Below are 14,231 nucleotides of genomic sequence, written 5' to 3'. Positions count from 1 at the left end.
GGCGCGATCATTCGGTTTTTTCCGGTTTGATCTGCGCCAGATGCACACCGAAGTTCGCATTGCACCAGTTGGCGTCCAGCCGCGTGCGGGCGCGCGCCGCCGATACGCCGGGCCCGCCCATCGCTACGTCGAATATGCGCCGCATGGAACCCGTGGAAAGGCGGCTCGACGCCTCTTCTTTCAAATCGGCGCGGTTGCTGGCGACGTTGAAGATGCGCAATTCCCGGGGCAGTTTGAGCGGCAGCGATGACAGGCGGTTGTTCTGGACATCCAGGCGTATCAAACGGGTGGGCAGGGTTTCCGGCAGGGACGTCAGCGCATTGTGCGATAGGTCGAGCACGACCAGCTGCGAGGGCAGGGGATTCGTCAGTTCCTTGATCCGGTTGCCCGACGCCAGCAGGAACTGGATGTCGCAGGGCAGTACGGGCAAGGCCGTTATACGGTTGTTCGAAATATCCAGGCTGAATACCGCCGGAAGGACGGGCGGTAATTCGCGCAGGCCAAGTCCCTTGAGCGACAGCTTGGCGTTGTCCCCCTGGGCGATCGCGGCTTCGATGCGGCGGCGGGCCGTCGCGCGGTCTTCCCCGGGCCGCGCATTGGCGACGTAAATGTCCAGCGTCTTGGCGATGCGGGGATCCACCTTGACGCCGCTGCGCAGCAGCACGGGTTTAGCTGCCTGCTCCACCTGGGTCATGGCCGCCGTCGCTTCCGCGAGCGCGCTCCACGTTATGTTGACGTCCGCTTCCATGCGCTGCGTGTCGACGGGCATAGCGGAAGTCCTGATCATCGGACTGACCACAATCATTGGGTTCCCTTGCCGGGTAATTGGAAAGTGCGGGTTCGTCACCCGGGCAACATCGGGGTTCCCCCAGACGACCGTGTTATCTTTGCCGCGACACAGGATCCCTTATGGACAAGACGCTATTGAAGGGCTTGATGGTGCTCGAGGCAGTCACTGAAGTCGACCACAAGCCCCGCACGATCGAGGAGCTGGCAAGCCGCGTCGGCTTGACCCGCAGCAACACGCACCGGACTTTACAGACGCTGGCGCATGCCGGGTATGTCGTGAAGGACGAAGCCAGCGGCGAATACCGGGCCACCGTCCGGCTGTTCGAACTGGGCGCGCGTCAGCTGGCGCAGCTGGACGTGCGCAAGCTCGCGCAACCGGCCATGCGCAAGCTGGCGGAACTGTCCGGCGAAACCGTGCACCTGTCCCTGCTGGATGGCATCGAGGTCGTCTACATCGACAAGATCGACAGTCCGCAGCCCGTGCGGGCCTATTCCTATATCGGCGGGCGGGCGCCCGCCTATGCCGTGGCGACCGGCAAGGTGCTGCTGGCGCACCAGCCCGACGGCTATATTGCGCGCTATGCGGATGCGCTGCAGGCGCATACGCCCAGGACCATCGCCACCATCGCGGCGCTGGAAGACGAAATGCGCAGGATCCGCCGCCAGGGCCATGCCGTGAATCGCGGCGAATGGCGGGCCACCGTAGGCGGGGTTGCCGTTGCGATCTTCAACGGCATGGGGCAGGCGGTGGCCGCCTTGGGCATATCGGGACCGCTGGAACGGCTGACCGCGGCCCGGATGAAAGAGCTGGCCCCGGCCGTGACCGCGTGTGCTCGCGAAGTATCGGAATTGCTGGGGTATCGCGCCGAAGCGGCCTGACGGCGTCCCGCACGGCGCCCCGCATGGCACGACAGCACGTTGCGACAGCACGGCGGCGGTTCGCCGTGCCGCCCGATGCCCGGCGCCTGGCCCGTCCGATCACCCGTTGTAGAACCGGCGCCCATGATTGCGCAGCCACAACCTGACCAGATGGCGCTTGCGGTCCTCCTCGGGGTAGTCGACGAAGCCGGTCCGCCGATGTCCCAGCCGGGTGTTGTCCACGATCTGGATCTGGCCGGCTTCGAAAAAGAACTCCCGCGACCAGCGCGGCTCCATCATGATCGACTCCAGGGTGAATAGCGCGGCCTTGGTCAACTCGTCCATTTCCTGTCCCGCCATCGCATAGCCGGTCACGACGTGCCGGTGCGACAACCGGCATAGCGTGCGGCTGCCGCGCGCCTGGAACAGCGGGTGGCTGATCAGCCTGGCGTCGTCCGGCGCGTGTTCGCGCTGCCGGTCGAACAGATAGGGTTGGTACAGCCGCTCCACCAGGTCGGGATGCGCGGCCAGCATCTCGTTGTAGACCGAATAGAAGCTGACGATGCTGCTGATGCCGCCTTCCTTCGCCGGCCGCAGGCATAGCAGCGCGACGTAGTCGGGCGGGTAGAGGTTGTAGCTGTTGTCGGTATGGAAGTTCTGTTCGGCGTTCGTGATGTCGGGGCGCACGCCGTTGCCGGGGGGCTTGCCCAGGTCGCGGACGTCGTAGATCACCTTGCCGTCCCAGCTCTGGGCCACCGGGCGCGACACCATCTGGGACAGCAGCCAGTACACGGCGCGCGCCTCGTCGACGGTGTAGTCGTCCATGGGCAGCTTGTCGATGATGACGAAGCCCACGCCGTCTTCCAGCACGGCGCGCGCGCCGGACATCATCGCGCGGCAGGCCGGCAGGTCGAAGTCTTCCAGTTGCAGCAGCGGCGTGGGCAGGGGATTGCGCCTGAGCGTTTCGACCAGTTCGTCCAGCTCGCGGCGGCTGGCGGCGTCCAGCGCGATGATGCCGTCGTCCGGCGCGAGCGTGTCGCGCCGCCAGACCACCGGGCCCACGAAGGGCGTGTCGCGGGCACGCGCGGATTCGTCGTGGTGTTCGGCAAGAATTCGTTCTATGGCGCCCATGTCTTCCTCCATGTGTGGCAGGCCGGTTCGAAAACAGTCTAGGTTCGCCAGTCAATCGAAGAAAGCGATTTATTTTTATGCGACTTCATCGGATACTTCGATGAACTGCCGGCCTGGGTCGCGAGGCGGCGCGCGTTCGGGAGGCACGGCATGCATATCCGTCAGTTGGAAACTTTCATACGCATCGTCGATAGCGGCAGCTTCGCGGCGGCGGCGCAGGCCATGCATGCCACGCAATCGACCATCTCGGCCCGCATGCGCGAACTGGAAGAGTCCCTGGGCGTGCCGCTGTTCGACCGCAGCGGCCATCGGGCGGTCCTCACGCCGCGCGGGCGCGCACTGTTGCCGCGCGCGCGCCGGATGGTCGGGCTGGCGGCCGATATTGCCCGGGATATCGGCGATGCACGGGCCGCGAGCGGCACCGTGCGCCTGGGCGTGGCGGGTCTTGTGGCCATGACCTGGCTGCCGCGCCTGATGGCCGCGCTGCGCGAGCGCTTTCCCGCGGTGGCCATACAGCTGGATATCGCGCTGACCACGCCGCTGGTGGAGCGGCTCGCCAGCGGTGAACTGGACCTGGCCATCGCGACGGGGCCGGTGCAGGGCGCGCGCCTGCAATGCCTGTCGCTGGGCTACGACGAATTCGTCTGGATGGCGCCGGGCGGCATGCGCCTGCCGCGGCGCGCGCTGACGCCCGCCGAGCTGGCGGAGTGGCCGGTGCTGGGATTGTCGGAGGCCTCCCACCATTACCCGGTGATCGAGCAATGGTTCAGCGCCGGCAAGGCTTCCTACGCGCCCGTGGTTTCATGCAGCAACGTCAGGGTGCTGGCCGATCTGACCATGGCCGGCCTGGGCGTCAGCCTGTTGCCGCTGCGTTCCTGCGCCAGGGAGCTGGAAAGCGGGCGCCTGCGCCGCATCCCGACCCGGCCCGCCTTGCCGCCGGTGGAGTTCGTCGCGGTGTACAAGCGCGATGCGCTGGATCCGCTGGTCGGCGCCATTGCCGAGCTGGCGCGCGCGACCAGCGAATTCCCTCTTACTTCTTCGCGATCTCCTTCCCGCCGGCGGCCTGCACCACCGCCGTCCACTTCTTGAGCTCGGCCTGCAGCATCCGCGTGGTTTCCTCCGGTGTGGTGGTGACGGCCTGCGCGCCTTGCTGGCGGAACTTCTGTTGCACGTCCGGCATGGCGCCGACTTCCTTCATCGCCTTCGCCAGCTTGTCGATGACGGGCTGTGGCGTGCGCGCCGGGGCCAGTACGGCATAGGCGTTGGTCACGTCATAGCCGCGTACGCCCGCTTCCTGCAGCGTCGGCAGGTCCGGCATGCTGGGCGAGCGCTGCGCGCTGGTGACCGCCAGCACATGGATGCGGCCGGTGTTGATGTTTCCCTGCAGCGCGGGCAAGGTTTCGAAAACCATGTCGACCTGGCCGCCCAGCAATGCCGCCACCGAAGGACCGCTGCCCTTGTAGGGCACGTGCATCAGGTTGGTGTGGGTGTCGGCCTTGAACAGTTCGACCGCCATCTGCTGCGGCGTGCCGGGGCCGGCCGATCCGAAGGTCAATTGTCCGGGCTTCTGCTTGGCCAGCGCGATCAGGTCGGCCACCGATTTCACCGGCACCTTGCTGTTGACCGCCACCACCATGGGCACGGTGGCCGCCATCGAGACGCCGACGAAGGCCTTGCTCAGATCGTAGGGGCTCTCGCCCAGCGCGGCGTGGATGGAATGGCTGCCCAGCGCGCCCAGCAACAGGGTATAGCCATCGGGATCGGATTTGGCGACGTGGTCCGCGCCGATCTCGCCGCCGGCGCCGGCGCGGTTTTCCACCACCACGGACTGGCCGAGTTTCTCCGTCAGGTACTGCGCATAGATGCGGCCCGCCGCATCGCTGGCGCCGCCGGGGGGGAAGGGCACGACCAGCTTGATGGGCCGCGACGGCCAGTTATCGGGTTGCGCCTGCGCCGGCCCGGCGGCCGCGCAGAGCCCAAGCACGACCGTGCTTGCGAGGGTACGCCAATGATGGTGCATGATGAGTCTCCTTCCTTATCCCCTTTGGGGCTTGTGTATGCGCCGCATTCTTCGATGCGGCATGACGACTGCTTGTTCATGCCGGCCGCAGGCGCGCGGCCAGCGCGCTGCGGTCCACTTTGCCGACGGCGTTCTCGGGCAGCCGGTCCACGGCGATGATGCGGTCCGGCACGTAGATGCGGCCCAGGCCGCGCAGGATTTCACCGCGCAGCGACGCCTCGTCGATGCCCGCGCCGTCGCGGCTGACCACGAAAGCGACGGGCACCTCGCCCAGGTCGCCGTGGGGGCCGCCGACCACCGCGCAGGCGGCGACCGCGGGCAGGGCGGCCAGCGCGCGTTCGATCAGCGACGGCGATATGTTCTCGCCGCCGCGTATGATCACGTCCTTGATGCGGCCGGTAATGCTCAGGTAGCCGTCGGCGTCGAAGCGGCCCAGGTCGCCGGTGCGCAGCACGCCGTCGCTGATGCCGCGTTCGGCGGCGCCGATATAGCCGGTCATCAGGTTGTCGCCCGCGATGCAGATCTCGCCTTCCGCGCCGGCCGGCGCCTCGCCGCCGTCGGGCCCGCGCAGAAAGACGCGCTGGCCCGGCAGGACCGTGCCGACGGTGCCGATGCGCCGCGCATCCGGCGGGTTCATCGTCGACGTGCAGGTGGCCTCGGACAGGCCGTAGGAAACGATCAGCGGACAGCCCAGGAAGGCCTCGATGCGGTGATGCAGGGCTTCGGTGATGGGCGCGGAGCCGCAGCGCGCGAAACGCAGGCGCGCCAGATCGGCGCGGTCGAATGGCAGGTCCAGCATGCGCGCATACATGGTCGGCACGCCCGTGATGATGGTCGGTGCATGACGCGCCATCAGGGCGGGCATGTCTTCCGCGCGGAAGCGGCCGCCCAGGATGACGGCGGCGCCGGCGTAGAAGGGCGCCAGCACCTGGTTATTGATGGCGTTGGTGTGATGCAGCGGCATCACGTGCAGCAGCCTGTCGTCCGGGCGCAGGCCGGTATGCGCCGCCACGCCGCGCGCGTTGCACAACAGGCCGCGATGGTTCAACAGCACGCCCTTGGGCTGGCCCGTGCTGCCGGAGGTGAACAGCAGCAGCGCCGGGTCGTCGGGCAGGATGCCGGGATCGTCTTCCGGCGCCGCGCCGGTGGGCGAAGTGCCGCCGGCGGATGGCGCGGGCGAAAGCGCCGCCGCCGGCGCGCCCGCGGAGGATGGGTCGATCGCGTCCCAGGCCAGGCGCCGCCCGGCCGGCAGGCCGCAGTCCGCGGCCAGCGCGGCGTGTCCGGCGTCGTACATCATCCAGCGCAGATCCACCGCCGCCACGCGACGGCGCGTTTCGTCGGCGGAGATCCGCGGTTCGAGCGGGCAGGGGCAGGCGCCGGCCATCAAGGCGCCCAGCAGCGCGAGCACTTGCGCCGGCGCGCGCGCCATCGCCAGGCCGACGTAGTCGCCGCGTCCCACGCCCAGTCCACGCAGCCCCGTGGCGATACCGGCGACGCGATCCGCCATATCGCCGTAGGACAGGACGCCGTCCTCGTGGATCAGCGCCGGCCGCGCGCGCCATGCCGGGTCGCGCCAGCGGCGTCGCAGGGCCGCGGGCAGCGTCTTGTCGTCGGTGTGGGGGCCGGCCACGCCGTCGTGGCGGCTGCTATCGGTGTCGTCGTGCATGGCGGCGGCTCTTGTGGACGGCGGCTCCGGTGCGCGCAGGGGCAGGGGGGCCATCAACGCAACCTGACCGCGGCGTCGCGTTCGAACTGGCCGTCCGGGTCCAGCGCACGCAGCGCGCGCAATTCCCCCGCCGTGGGAGGCTCGGTCGGCGTCGCGCCGGTGGCGTCGAACTCGAAGCCTGTCCTTGCGCGCACTTCCTCCAGGCTGGCTTCCGGATGCCATGACTGCAGGGCCAGCCTGCCGTCGCGCTTGACGAACACCGCGATGGGCGTCGCGACGCCGTGGAAACCGCCCCAGGATGTTTTGAAGTCCAGCTTGCGCACGAAGGTGCGCGTCGAATGTTCCGTGCGCCAGGTGCAGGCACGCCGCGCGGTCGGCAACATGACGGCGCCGCCGCCGCCGCCGGGCAGGCGCACCTTGGGCCGGTGCCAGTCGCCGATGCTGGAGTTGTTGGCGCAGCCATCGCCATCGATCTGCGCCGCGCCCAGGAAGGTCAGGTCCATGCGCCCGCGCGTGCACAGGTCGTAGAAATCCTCGTTGGCGAAGATCGAGGCGGAATGCTCCGCCAGCACCGGATCCGAGCTGGACAAAGGCACATGCGATGGCCGTGGATCCACCCCGCCCGCCACGTTGATGTAGACGAAGTCCCAGTCGTACGCCTGCTTGGCCAGCAGGCAGGCCAGCATGGGAAAAGTGGAGTTGACGCCGCTGAAGGTGATCTCGTCCGGCCTGATGAACCGCGCCAGATTGATCACCATATAGGAGAAGGGGGACCAGGATTCACGCATGGGCGGTCTCCCGGATTTCCGGCGCTTCGGCCATGTGGGCGTCCAGGTCGCGCGATGCGTCCATATAGCGTTCCACCGCCGGATAATCGATCGCATAGTGCGGCCAGCAGGAACCCGGCCACGCGCCGTTGGGCACCACCGCGTAGGCCTGCACCATGAAGTAGGGCACGACGGTGGCTTCCGGCTCGCGTTCGAATACGGCGCTGTCCACCATGCGTTCCGCCACAACCAGCACGCTGCCGGCGGCGCGGCTCATGATGCGGTCCCAGTGATAGGTGCCGCGCACCCGCACGTTGCCGCGGGCGTCCACCTCGCTGGCGTGGATGACGGCGAAATCCGGCCGCACCGCGGGTATGACCCATGTTTTGGCGCCGCTGCCGTAGGGATCGTCCAGGCAGGCCCAGCGGTTCAGCGCGGGCAGATCGCTACCGTGCAGGCCGCCGCACGGCATGAAGGGTACGCCGAAGGCGGCGGCGCGCAGGCCGGCCGTCAGGCTGGCGCAGGCGTGCTCTTCGAGTTCCACCTTGCCTTGCTCGATGGCCTTGCGATAACCCGGCGCCAGGCCGAAGTTGCCTTCCATGGCGACGATGCCCGCGCGCACGCGCCGCAGGGTGCCGGCCCGGCACAGGATGTCGACGTCGTAGCCCGGCGATTGCTTGATCAATTCCAGGTCGCGGCGGCCTTGGCGTATCAGCTCTCGCACCAGGGCGAACGGGCCCCGGTGCAGAAAGCTGCCGCCCAGCGCCACCGAGGCGCCGTCGGGTATCAGCGCGGCCAGTTCGGCCAGCGAGCGCTGCTTGTCGGGTGCGTTGAAGCCGGATCCCATGATGCTGTGTCTCCCAGTGTTCTTGGTCGTAAGTACTGGCGGCCCTGGCCTGGGCCTCTTCCTATGCCTGCTTGCGGCCGGCGATGTTTTTGTTCGCCGCGCCGGAGGCCTGTTCGGCGGATACCCGCGCGGGTGGCGCTTCGGTCCGGGACGCCTGCAAATACGCCGCGATCCGTTGTTTCAATCCCGGCGCGGCCGCCGATCGCACCAGCCGGGCGAGGTCTTCATCGGCGCCGCGGTCGGCCAGCGTGTCGTACAGCGCCGCGCGGCTGGCGGACGGCAGATGCGCGGCGCGCGCTTGCGCGGCCTCGCACAGCGCCGGCCACGCATCGCGCGCGGCAACCTGCGTCACGAAGCCGATGTTCGCGGCGTGCGGGGCATCGAAGGTGGCGGCGGCTTCCAGCAGCGCGCGGGCCGGCTCTACGCCCACCAGCGAGGCCAGATGTCGCGTGCCCAGCACCAGGCCGAACTTCAGGCCCGGCATGCGGAAGGTGGCTTCCTTCTCGGCATAACGCAGCCGGCATGCCGCGATCAGGTCCACGCCCGCGCCGAAATTGCGGCCATGCGCCAGCGCCACGGTGAGGCAGGGCGATGCGCGCACGGTTTGCAGCAGCGTTTCGATGCGCACGAAGCGCAGCAGCAGGTCGCCTTCGGACTGCGTCTCCACATCGGAGAAATCGAAGCCCGCGCTGAAGTTCTTTCCGGCGCCCTCCAGCACGATGACGTCGGCCGCGGCGCGATGCGCCTGTTCTATCGCGTCGATCAGGGCCTCGACCATGGGGGCCGACAGCGCGTTCATTTTCTCGGCGCGGTTTAGCAGGATGTGGACGGCCTTGCCCTCCCGCCGCACCTGTACCAGGCCGCTCATTTGGCGCCCTCCGTGGCCGTCACGGACGCGCGCAAGGGCGCCAGGATGTCCTTATTGTGCTCACCCAGCCCTGGAGGCCGCTGGCGTATGGCGGCGGTACGCCCGTCGAAACGCACGGGCATGCCGAAGGTCCGGGTCTTGACGCCATTCGGCAATTCCACCGGCTGGACCCAGCCCATGTGGGCGACCTGGGGATCGTCGAGCACCTGGGAGTACGAATTGATGGGCGCGCAGGGCACGCCCGCCTGCCGGAAGCAGCGCAGCCAATGCTCGGCGTCCTCGCGCGCGAAGATCTCCTCCAGCATTTCCCGCAGCGTGTCCTGGTTGCGGGCCCGCAGGCTGGTGTCGGCGAAGCGCGGATCGTCATACCAGGCTTCGTGGCCGACGACCGCGCAGACGCTTTTCCACAAGGCATTGTTGCCGGCCGCCATGCCGAAATAGCCGTCGCGGCAGCGGAAGGCCTGGTAAGGCGCGTTGCGCGGATGGGCCGAGCCCAGTTTGACCGGATCGCGGCCGCTGCCGAAGAACTCCGACGTCTGCAGCGCCGCGATACCCAGCGTCGCTCCCAGCATGGCCACGTCGATATGCGAGCCCTGGCCGGTTTCCCGCACCTCGCGCAGCGCGCTGGCGATGCTGAACGCCGCATAGAGCCCCGCGGAGAAGTCGGCGAGCGGGACGCCGCATTTGACCGGCGCGCCGCCTTGTTCCCCCGTCACGCTCATGATGCCGCTCATCGCCTGGATGGTCAGGTCGAAGCCGCCCTCCTGGGCGCGCGGACCGGACTGCCCATAGGCCGAGATCGAGCAGTACAGCAAGCGGGGATTGCGCTCACGCAGCGCGGCATAGCCCAGGCCCAGGCGGTCCATGACGCCGGGACGATTGTTCTCCAGCAGGACGTCGGCGCCGGCGATCAGGCGGCGGGCCAGCTCGACGTCGTCGGCGTCTTTCAGGTTCAGCGTCACCGAACGCTTGTTGCGGTTCAGCGAAGCGAAGTTTTCGCTGTAGCCCTGCGAAATGGGCGGCCAGCTGCGCAGCGTGTCGCCGCCCTCCGGATGTTCGATCTTGATCACGTCCGCGCCCATGTCGGCCAGCAGCATGCCGCAGAAGGGGCCCGCGGCGACGTTGCAGATCTCGACGACGGTGATTCCGGACAGGGGCGCAACCATGGAATCTGGCATATCTATATTTCCTAATATTTGGGATGATGCAAACGAAATATGAAATTTGCTCCAGCGTAGCACCACGTCGCGCGGTACGTCTACTGGCGTGGTGACCGGCTTGGCCGGCGCTCGCCGCGCCGGCGCTACGCGGCGCCGTATGCCCGCCGTGCCGGGTCGCGTCCGTCCGCGTCCCGATTGCCAGGCTCCAGGTCTATCATCGGGGGACCACAACACGGGAAGGAGCTTGTCTCATGTCTATGCACACGTCGAAGTTGCGCCGCGCCGCCGCATCCGCGCTGCTCATCCTGGCGAGCCTGGGTCCGATTGCCGCTCGCGCCGAACCGGTCGCGGACGTCATGGCGGCCGCGCAGGCCCAGCAGCAGCCCATGCTGGACACCCTGCGCGATCTGGTCGGTATCGAATCCGGCAGCCGCGACGTGGAAGGCGTCGAACAGATCGCCGCGCTGGTCGCCGACAAGCTGAAGGCGCTGGGCGGTACGGTGCAGATCCTCAAGCCGACCGACGTTTTCCGCATGGGCGACACGCCGGAAGCCATCGGTCCCATGGTGCACGCCGAATTCAAGGGCAAGGGCAGCAAGAAAATCATGCTGATCGCGCACATGGACACCGTCTACCGCAACGGCATGCTCAAGGACCAGCCTTTCCGTATCGACGGCGATCGCGCCTACGGCCTGGGCATCGCCGATGACAAGCAGGGCGTGGCGCTGGTCATCCATACCGTCGCGTTGCTGCGGAAGCTGAACTTCGATGATTTCGGCACCCTGACGGTGCTCTTCAACGGCGATGAGGAAATCAGTTCGCCAGGCGCGCGCAGCACGATCACCCGGCTGGGCGCCGAGCAGGATGCCGTGTTCTCCTTCGAAGGCGGTGGCACGCATGGCGACTTGCGGCTGGCCACCAGCGGTATCGGCGCCGCGTATTTGACGGTGGAAGGGCGCACCTCGCACGCCGGCTCGCGGCCCGAGGGCGGCGTGAACGCCTTGTACGAGCTGTCGCACCAGATCCTGCAGTTGGACGATCTGTCCAAGCCGCAGGAAGGATTGAAGCTGAATTGGACGGTGGCCCAGGCCGGCACCAACCGCAACGTGATTCCCGGCAATGCCAGCGCGCAGGCCGATGCCCGCGCGCTGCGCGTGGCCGACTTCGACGCGCTGGAAAAGGCCTTGCAGGAACGCATCAAGAACAAACTCCTGCCGGAATCCAAGGTCAGCATGAAGTTCGAAGTGCGCCGCCCGCCGCTGGAGGCCACTCCGGCGTCGCGCGCGCTGGCGGGCTACGGCAAGGAAATCTACCAGCGTGAACTCGGCATATCGATCAATGTGGTGGACCGCGCGGCGGGCGGCGGCACCGATGCGGCCTTCGCCGCGCTGAAGGCGCGCGGACCGGTCATCGAAGGCATGGGCACCAGCGGTTTCGGCGCCCACTCCAATGCGGCCGAATACATCGAGGTGAAGACCATCGTGCCGCGCATGTATCTCGCCTCACGGATGATCATGGATATCTGCAACGGCAAGGCGCCGATGGGGCAATGACGCCGTGCCTCGCGCATGCCGCCGCGGGCGTCTGCGCGCGGCACCGGCATGCGCTGGCCGCCGGCGGGCGGGGAGGCGGGGGCGATGGTGTAATATTCAGTACACTAACAACTTTGCGCTTCCTCGCACTCCTATTCCATGGCAGACGCGGATACTCGACCCAAGGCAAGCAAACGGCGGCGCTCCCCGGCGGCCGACGGCCCTGACGATACCGTGTTCGCGCCCGCCAAGCAGGTGCTCTGGGCGCGGCCGGGCTATCTGGTCCGGCGGCTGAACCAGATCCACTACGCCATGTTTTTCGAGGAATGCAGGACGCAGAACATCACGCCGGTCCAGTACGGCGTGCTGACCGCGCTGTCGCTGACGCCTTGGATGGACCAGACGGCCATCGGCATGGAACTCGGCCTGGATCGCACCACCACCGCGGACGTCATCAAGCGCCTGCAGGAACGCGGGTTGGTGCAGCGCCGCATCAATCCCAACGACAAGCGGTCGCGCCAGGCGGTGATCACGGAAGAAGGCCTGCGCATCATGGGGCTGCTCCAGGCCGGCATGGCGCGGGCGCAGCAGCGCCTGCTGGAGCCGCTGTCGCCCAGGAACCAGCAGCTTTTCATGAAGCTGCTGTCCACGCTGGTCGAAGCCAATAACCAGTACGGACGCGCCCAGCTGCGGGCGTTCTGATTCATCCCATTGCGGATTCGCGAGGGCGCGGCGCGTCCCGCCGGCGCTCGCCGTTTTCCCGTATCCAGGATTTCCCTAATTTGTCAGTACGCTGACTATAAAGTCAGTATACTGACCAGATCGACCATCAGGGGAGCACATGCATGGCCAGGGTGCGCAAGATCGCCTTTGAAGAGCACTACACCGCGGTGGGCTTCAAGGACTACACGAAGAGCTTTTCCCAGCACATCGATCCGGCGGTTTTCGCGGACATCGGCGCCAGGCTGGAAGACTTCGACGATATGCGGCTGCGAGAGATGGACGAAGCCGGCATCGACTATGTCATCCTGTCGCAGACCGGCCCCGGCGTGCAGGCGGAGCCCGACGCGGCGCTGGCCTTGAGCCGGGCCCGGCAGAACAACGATTTCCTGGCCGAACAGGTCGCGCGCCATCCGGATCGCTACGGCGGGTTCGCGGTGCTGCCCATGCACGATCCGGCGACGGCGGCGCGCGAGCTGGAGCGCTGCGTCCGTCAATATGGCTTCAAGGGCTCGCTGGTCAATGGCCATACCAACGGGCGCTACTACGACGATCCCGCGTATGACGCATTCTGGGAGTGCATGCAGGCGCTGGACGTGCCCTTGTATCTGCATCCCATAGATCCCTACGTGACGCCGCAGTCCTACCAGGGCCATCCCGAGCTGGTGGGAGCCACATGGGGGTGGGGCGTGGAGACCGCCACGCATGCCTTGCGGCTGCTGTTCGGCGGTGTGTTCGATCGCTTTCCCCGCTTGAAGCTGATTCTCGGGCATATGGGCGAAGGCCTGCCATTCCAGCGCTGGCGTTTCGACAGCCGCTTTTCCGTGTATTCGCATGGCATCACGCTGCAGCGGGCGCCGTCGGAGTACATCGGCAGCAATATCGTCATCACGACCTCGGGAGTGTGCTCGCCGCACACCCTGCAGGGCGCGATCGCCGAAATGGGCGAGGATGCCGTCATGTTCTCGGTGGACTATCCCTACGAATCGACGCGCATCGCCGCGCGCTTCATCGAAGAGGCGCCGATGGACGAAAGCGTCCGCGAAAAAATCTGCAGCGGCAACGCGCGCCGCCTGTTCAAGCTCTGACGCAGGAGACCGTCATGCAGCGCACCTATCGCATCGGGCAGATCGTGCCCAGTTCCAATACGACGATGGAAACCGAAATTCCGGCCATGCTGCTGGCGCGCCAGCAGATCCGGCCGGAGCGTTTCACCTTCCATTCCAGCCGCATGCGCATGAAGAAGGTGGTCAAGGAAGAATTGGCGGCGATGGATGCGGAATCGGACCGCTGTGCTGTGGAGCTCAGCGATGCCCGCGTGGACGTGCTGGGCTACGCCTGCCTGGTGGCCATCATGGCGATGGGGCCGGGATACCACCGGCAGTCGGAAAGCCGGCTGAAGGCGCATACCGCCGCCAACGGCGCCGATGCTCCCGTGATCACCAGCGCCGGCGCGCTGATCGAGGCGCTGGAGGTGATCGGCGCGCGCCGCATCGCCGTCGTCGCGCCTTATATGAAGCCGTTGACGCAGCTGGTGATCGACTACATTGCCAACGAAGGCTACGAGGTCGTCGATCATCGCGCCCTGGAGATTCCCGACAATCTGGAGGTCGGGCGGCATGATCCTTCGCGACTGCCGGACATCGTCGCCGGTATGGACCTGTCGCGCGCCGACGCGGTCGTGCTGTCCGCGTGCGTGCAGATGCCATCCTTGCCGGTGGTGGCGCAGGTCGAGGCCATGACCGGCAAGCCGGTCATCACCGCGGCGATCGCCACGACCTACGCGATGCTGAAGGCCCTGGATATGGAACGCATCGTGCCGGGCGCGGGGGCGTTGCTGTCGGGCGCGTATTGACGGTGATGGCCACCGCGG

General features: G+C 67.3%; 14 protein-coding genes. 6 read left to right on the top strand and 8 right to left on the bottom strand.

Annotation, left to right across the window (positions count from 1 at the left end; translation table 11 throughout):
* Nucleotides 1-7: 7 nt before the first annotated feature.
* Nucleotides 8-769 (bottom strand): hypothetical protein, encoded by a 762-nt coding sequence (locus ACNA0R_RS24110; protein WP_415828606.1) that lies wholly within the window; start codon nt 767-769, stop codon nt 8-10.
* A gap of 140 nt (nt 770-909) precedes the next feature.
* Here ACNA0R_RS24110 and ACNA0R_RS24105 point away from each other — a divergent pair, with 140 nt between their 5' ends.
* Complete coding sequence (locus tag ACNA0R_RS24105) at nt 910-1,668, top strand: IclR family transcriptional regulator (protein WP_415828605.1); 759 nt, start codon at nt 910-912, stop codon at nt 1,666-1,668.
* 99 nt (nt 1,669-1,767) lie between these two features.
* Here ACNA0R_RS24105 and ACNA0R_RS24100 read toward each other — a convergent pair whose 3' ends face one another.
* The gene (locus ACNA0R_RS24100; protein WP_415828604.1) at nt 1,768-2,778 is read right to left on the bottom strand and encodes a TauD/TfdA family dioxygenase; all 1,011 of its coding nucleotides are present in this window, start codon (nt 2,776-2,778) and stop codon (nt 1,768-1,770) included.
* A gap of 150 nt (nt 2,779-2,928) precedes the next feature.
* Between ACNA0R_RS24100 and ACNA0R_RS24095 the strand changes: the two genes are divergently transcribed.
* Nucleotides 2,929-3,867 (top strand): LysR family transcriptional regulator, encoded by a 939-nt coding sequence (locus ACNA0R_RS24095; RefSeq protein ID WP_415828603.1) that lies wholly within the window; start codon nt 2,929-2,931, stop codon nt 3,865-3,867.
* Here ACNA0R_RS24095 and ACNA0R_RS24090 read toward each other — a convergent pair.
* The 6 genes from ACNA0R_RS24090 to ACNA0R_RS24065 all read right to left on the bottom strand — a co-directional run bounded on the left by ACNA0R_RS24090 (nt 3,809) and on the right by ACNA0R_RS24065 (nt 10,124).
* A complete protein-coding gene (locus ACNA0R_RS24090; protein WP_415828602.1) occupies nt 3,809-4,798 on the bottom strand; it encodes a Bug family tripartite tricarboxylate transporter substrate binding protein in 990 nt (329 codons plus the stop codon). The two genes, ACNA0R_RS24095 and ACNA0R_RS24090, sit on opposite strands and share 59 nt — an antisense overlap.
* A gap of 76 nt (nt 4,799-4,874) precedes the next feature.
* Entirely contained in the window at nt 4,875-6,464 is a 1,590-nt protein-coding gene (locus tag ACNA0R_RS24085) for a class I adenylate-forming enzyme family protein (protein ID WP_415828601.1), read from the bottom strand.
* A gap of 53 nt (nt 6,465-6,517) precedes the next feature.
* Nucleotides 6,518-7,252 (bottom strand): CoA-transferase subunit beta, encoded by a 735-nt coding sequence (locus tag ACNA0R_RS24080; RefSeq protein WP_415828600.1) that lies wholly within the window; start codon nt 7,250-7,252, stop codon nt 6,518-6,520.
* Nucleotides 7,245-8,078, bottom strand: coding sequence for a CoA transferase subunit A (locus ACNA0R_RS24075; RefSeq protein WP_415828599.1), 834 nt, complete (start codon nt 8,076-8,078; stop codon nt 7,245-7,247). Before ACNA0R_RS24075 ends, ACNA0R_RS24080 begins: the two co-directional genes overlap by 8 nt.
* A gap of 61 nt (nt 8,079-8,139) precedes the next feature.
* Entirely contained in the window at nt 8,140-8,946 is an 807-nt protein-coding gene (locus tag ACNA0R_RS24070) for an enoyl-CoA hydratase/isomerase family protein (RefSeq protein ID WP_415828598.1), read from the bottom strand.
* On the bottom strand, nt 8,943-10,124 hold the full coding sequence (locus ACNA0R_RS24065; protein ID WP_415828597.1) for a CaiB/BaiF CoA transferase family protein: 1,182 nt from the start codon (nt 10,122-10,124) through the stop codon (nt 8,943-8,945). Before ACNA0R_RS24065 ends, ACNA0R_RS24070 begins: the two co-directional genes overlap by 4 nt.
* 239 nt (nt 10,125-10,363) lie before the next feature.
* Between ACNA0R_RS24065 and ACNA0R_RS24060 the strand changes: the two genes are divergently transcribed.
* From ACNA0R_RS24060 to ACNA0R_RS24045, 4 genes are all read left to right on the top strand, one after another.
* A complete protein-coding gene (locus tag ACNA0R_RS24060) occupies nt 10,364-11,659 on the top strand; it encodes a M20/M25/M40 family metallo-hydrolase (RefSeq protein WP_415828674.1) in 1,296 nt (431 codons plus the stop codon).
* A 213-nt stretch (nt 11,660-11,872) separates the two neighbouring features.
* The gene (locus ACNA0R_RS24055; RefSeq protein WP_415828673.1) at nt 11,873-12,340 is read left to right on the top strand and encodes a MarR family winged helix-turn-helix transcriptional regulator; all 468 of its coding nucleotides are present in this window, start codon (nt 11,873-11,875) and stop codon (nt 12,338-12,340) included.
* Between the two features lie 143 nt (nt 12,341-12,483).
* Nucleotides 12,484-13,446, top strand: a complete 963-nt coding sequence (locus tag ACNA0R_RS24050) for an amidohydrolase family protein (RefSeq protein ID WP_415828596.1) — start codon at nt 12,484-12,486, stop codon at nt 13,444-13,446.
* A gap of 14 nt (nt 13,447-13,460) precedes the next feature.
* Nucleotides 13,461-14,213, top strand: a complete 753-nt coding sequence (locus tag ACNA0R_RS24045) for a maleate cis-trans isomerase family protein (protein WP_415828595.1) — start codon at nt 13,461-13,463, stop codon at nt 14,211-14,213.
* Nucleotides 14,214-14,231 lie beyond the last annotated feature (18 nt).

Origin of the sequence: Bordetella sputigena, from assembly GCF_965137885.1 — a bacterium.
GTDB lineage: Bacteria > Pseudomonadota > Gammaproteobacteria > Burkholderiales > Burkholderiaceae_B > Bordetella_C > Bordetella_C sputigena.
The sequence above is the reverse complement of the archived record's forward strand: the minus strand, read 5'-3'. Positions and strand labels throughout refer to the sequence as shown.

What these genes read in the sequence shown, in the direction of transcription:
- ACNA0R_RS24110 (WP_415828606.1), bottom strand. Translation starts at nt 769, where the DNA reads ATGCCCGTCGACACGCAGCGCATGGAAGCGGACGTCAACATAACGTGG.
- ACNA0R_RS24105 (WP_415828605.1), top strand. Translation starts at nt 910, where the DNA reads ATGGACAAGACGCTATTGAAGGGCTTGATGGTGCTCGAGGCAGTCACT.
- ACNA0R_RS24100 (WP_415828604.1), bottom strand. Translation starts at nt 2,778, where the DNA reads ATGGGCGCCATAGAACGAATTCTTGCCGAACACCACGACGAATCCGCG.
- ACNA0R_RS24095 (WP_415828603.1), top strand. Translation starts at nt 2,929, where the DNA reads ATGCATATCCGTCAGTTGGAAACTTTCATACGCATCGTCGATAGCGGC.
- ACNA0R_RS24090 (WP_415828602.1), bottom strand. Translation starts at nt 4,798, where the DNA reads ATGCACCATCATTGGCGTACCCTCGCAAGCACGGTCGTGCTTGGGCTC.
- ACNA0R_RS24085 (WP_415828601.1), bottom strand. Translation starts at nt 6,464, where the DNA reads ATGCACGACGACACCGATAGCAGCCGCCACGACGGCGTGGCCGGCCCC.
- ACNA0R_RS24080 (WP_415828600.1), bottom strand. Translation starts at nt 7,252, where the DNA reads ATGCGTGAATCCTGGTCCCCCTTCTCCTATATGGTGATCAATCTGGCG.
- ACNA0R_RS24075 (WP_415828599.1), bottom strand. Translation starts at nt 8,078, where the DNA reads ATGGGATCCGGCTTCAACGCACCCGACAAGCAGCGCTCGCTGGCCGAA.
- ACNA0R_RS24070 (WP_415828598.1), bottom strand. Translation starts at nt 8,946, where the DNA reads ATGAGCGGCCTGGTACAGGTGCGGCGGGAGGGCAAGGCCGTCCACATC.
- ACNA0R_RS24065 (WP_415828597.1), bottom strand. Translation starts at nt 10,124, where the DNA reads ATGCCAGATTCCATGGTTGCGCCCCTGTCCGGAATCACCGTCGTCGAG.
- ACNA0R_RS24060 (WP_415828674.1), top strand. Translation starts at nt 10,364, where the DNA reads ATGCACACGTCGAAGTTGCGCCGCGCCGCCGCATCCGCGCTGCTCATC.
- ACNA0R_RS24050 (WP_415828596.1), top strand. Translation starts at nt 12,484, where the DNA reads ATGGCCAGGGTGCGCAAGATCGCCTTTGAAGAGCACTACACCGCGGTG.
- ACNA0R_RS24045 (WP_415828595.1), top strand. Translation starts at nt 13,461, where the DNA reads ATGCAGCGCACCTATCGCATCGGGCAGATCGTGCCCAGTTCCAATACG.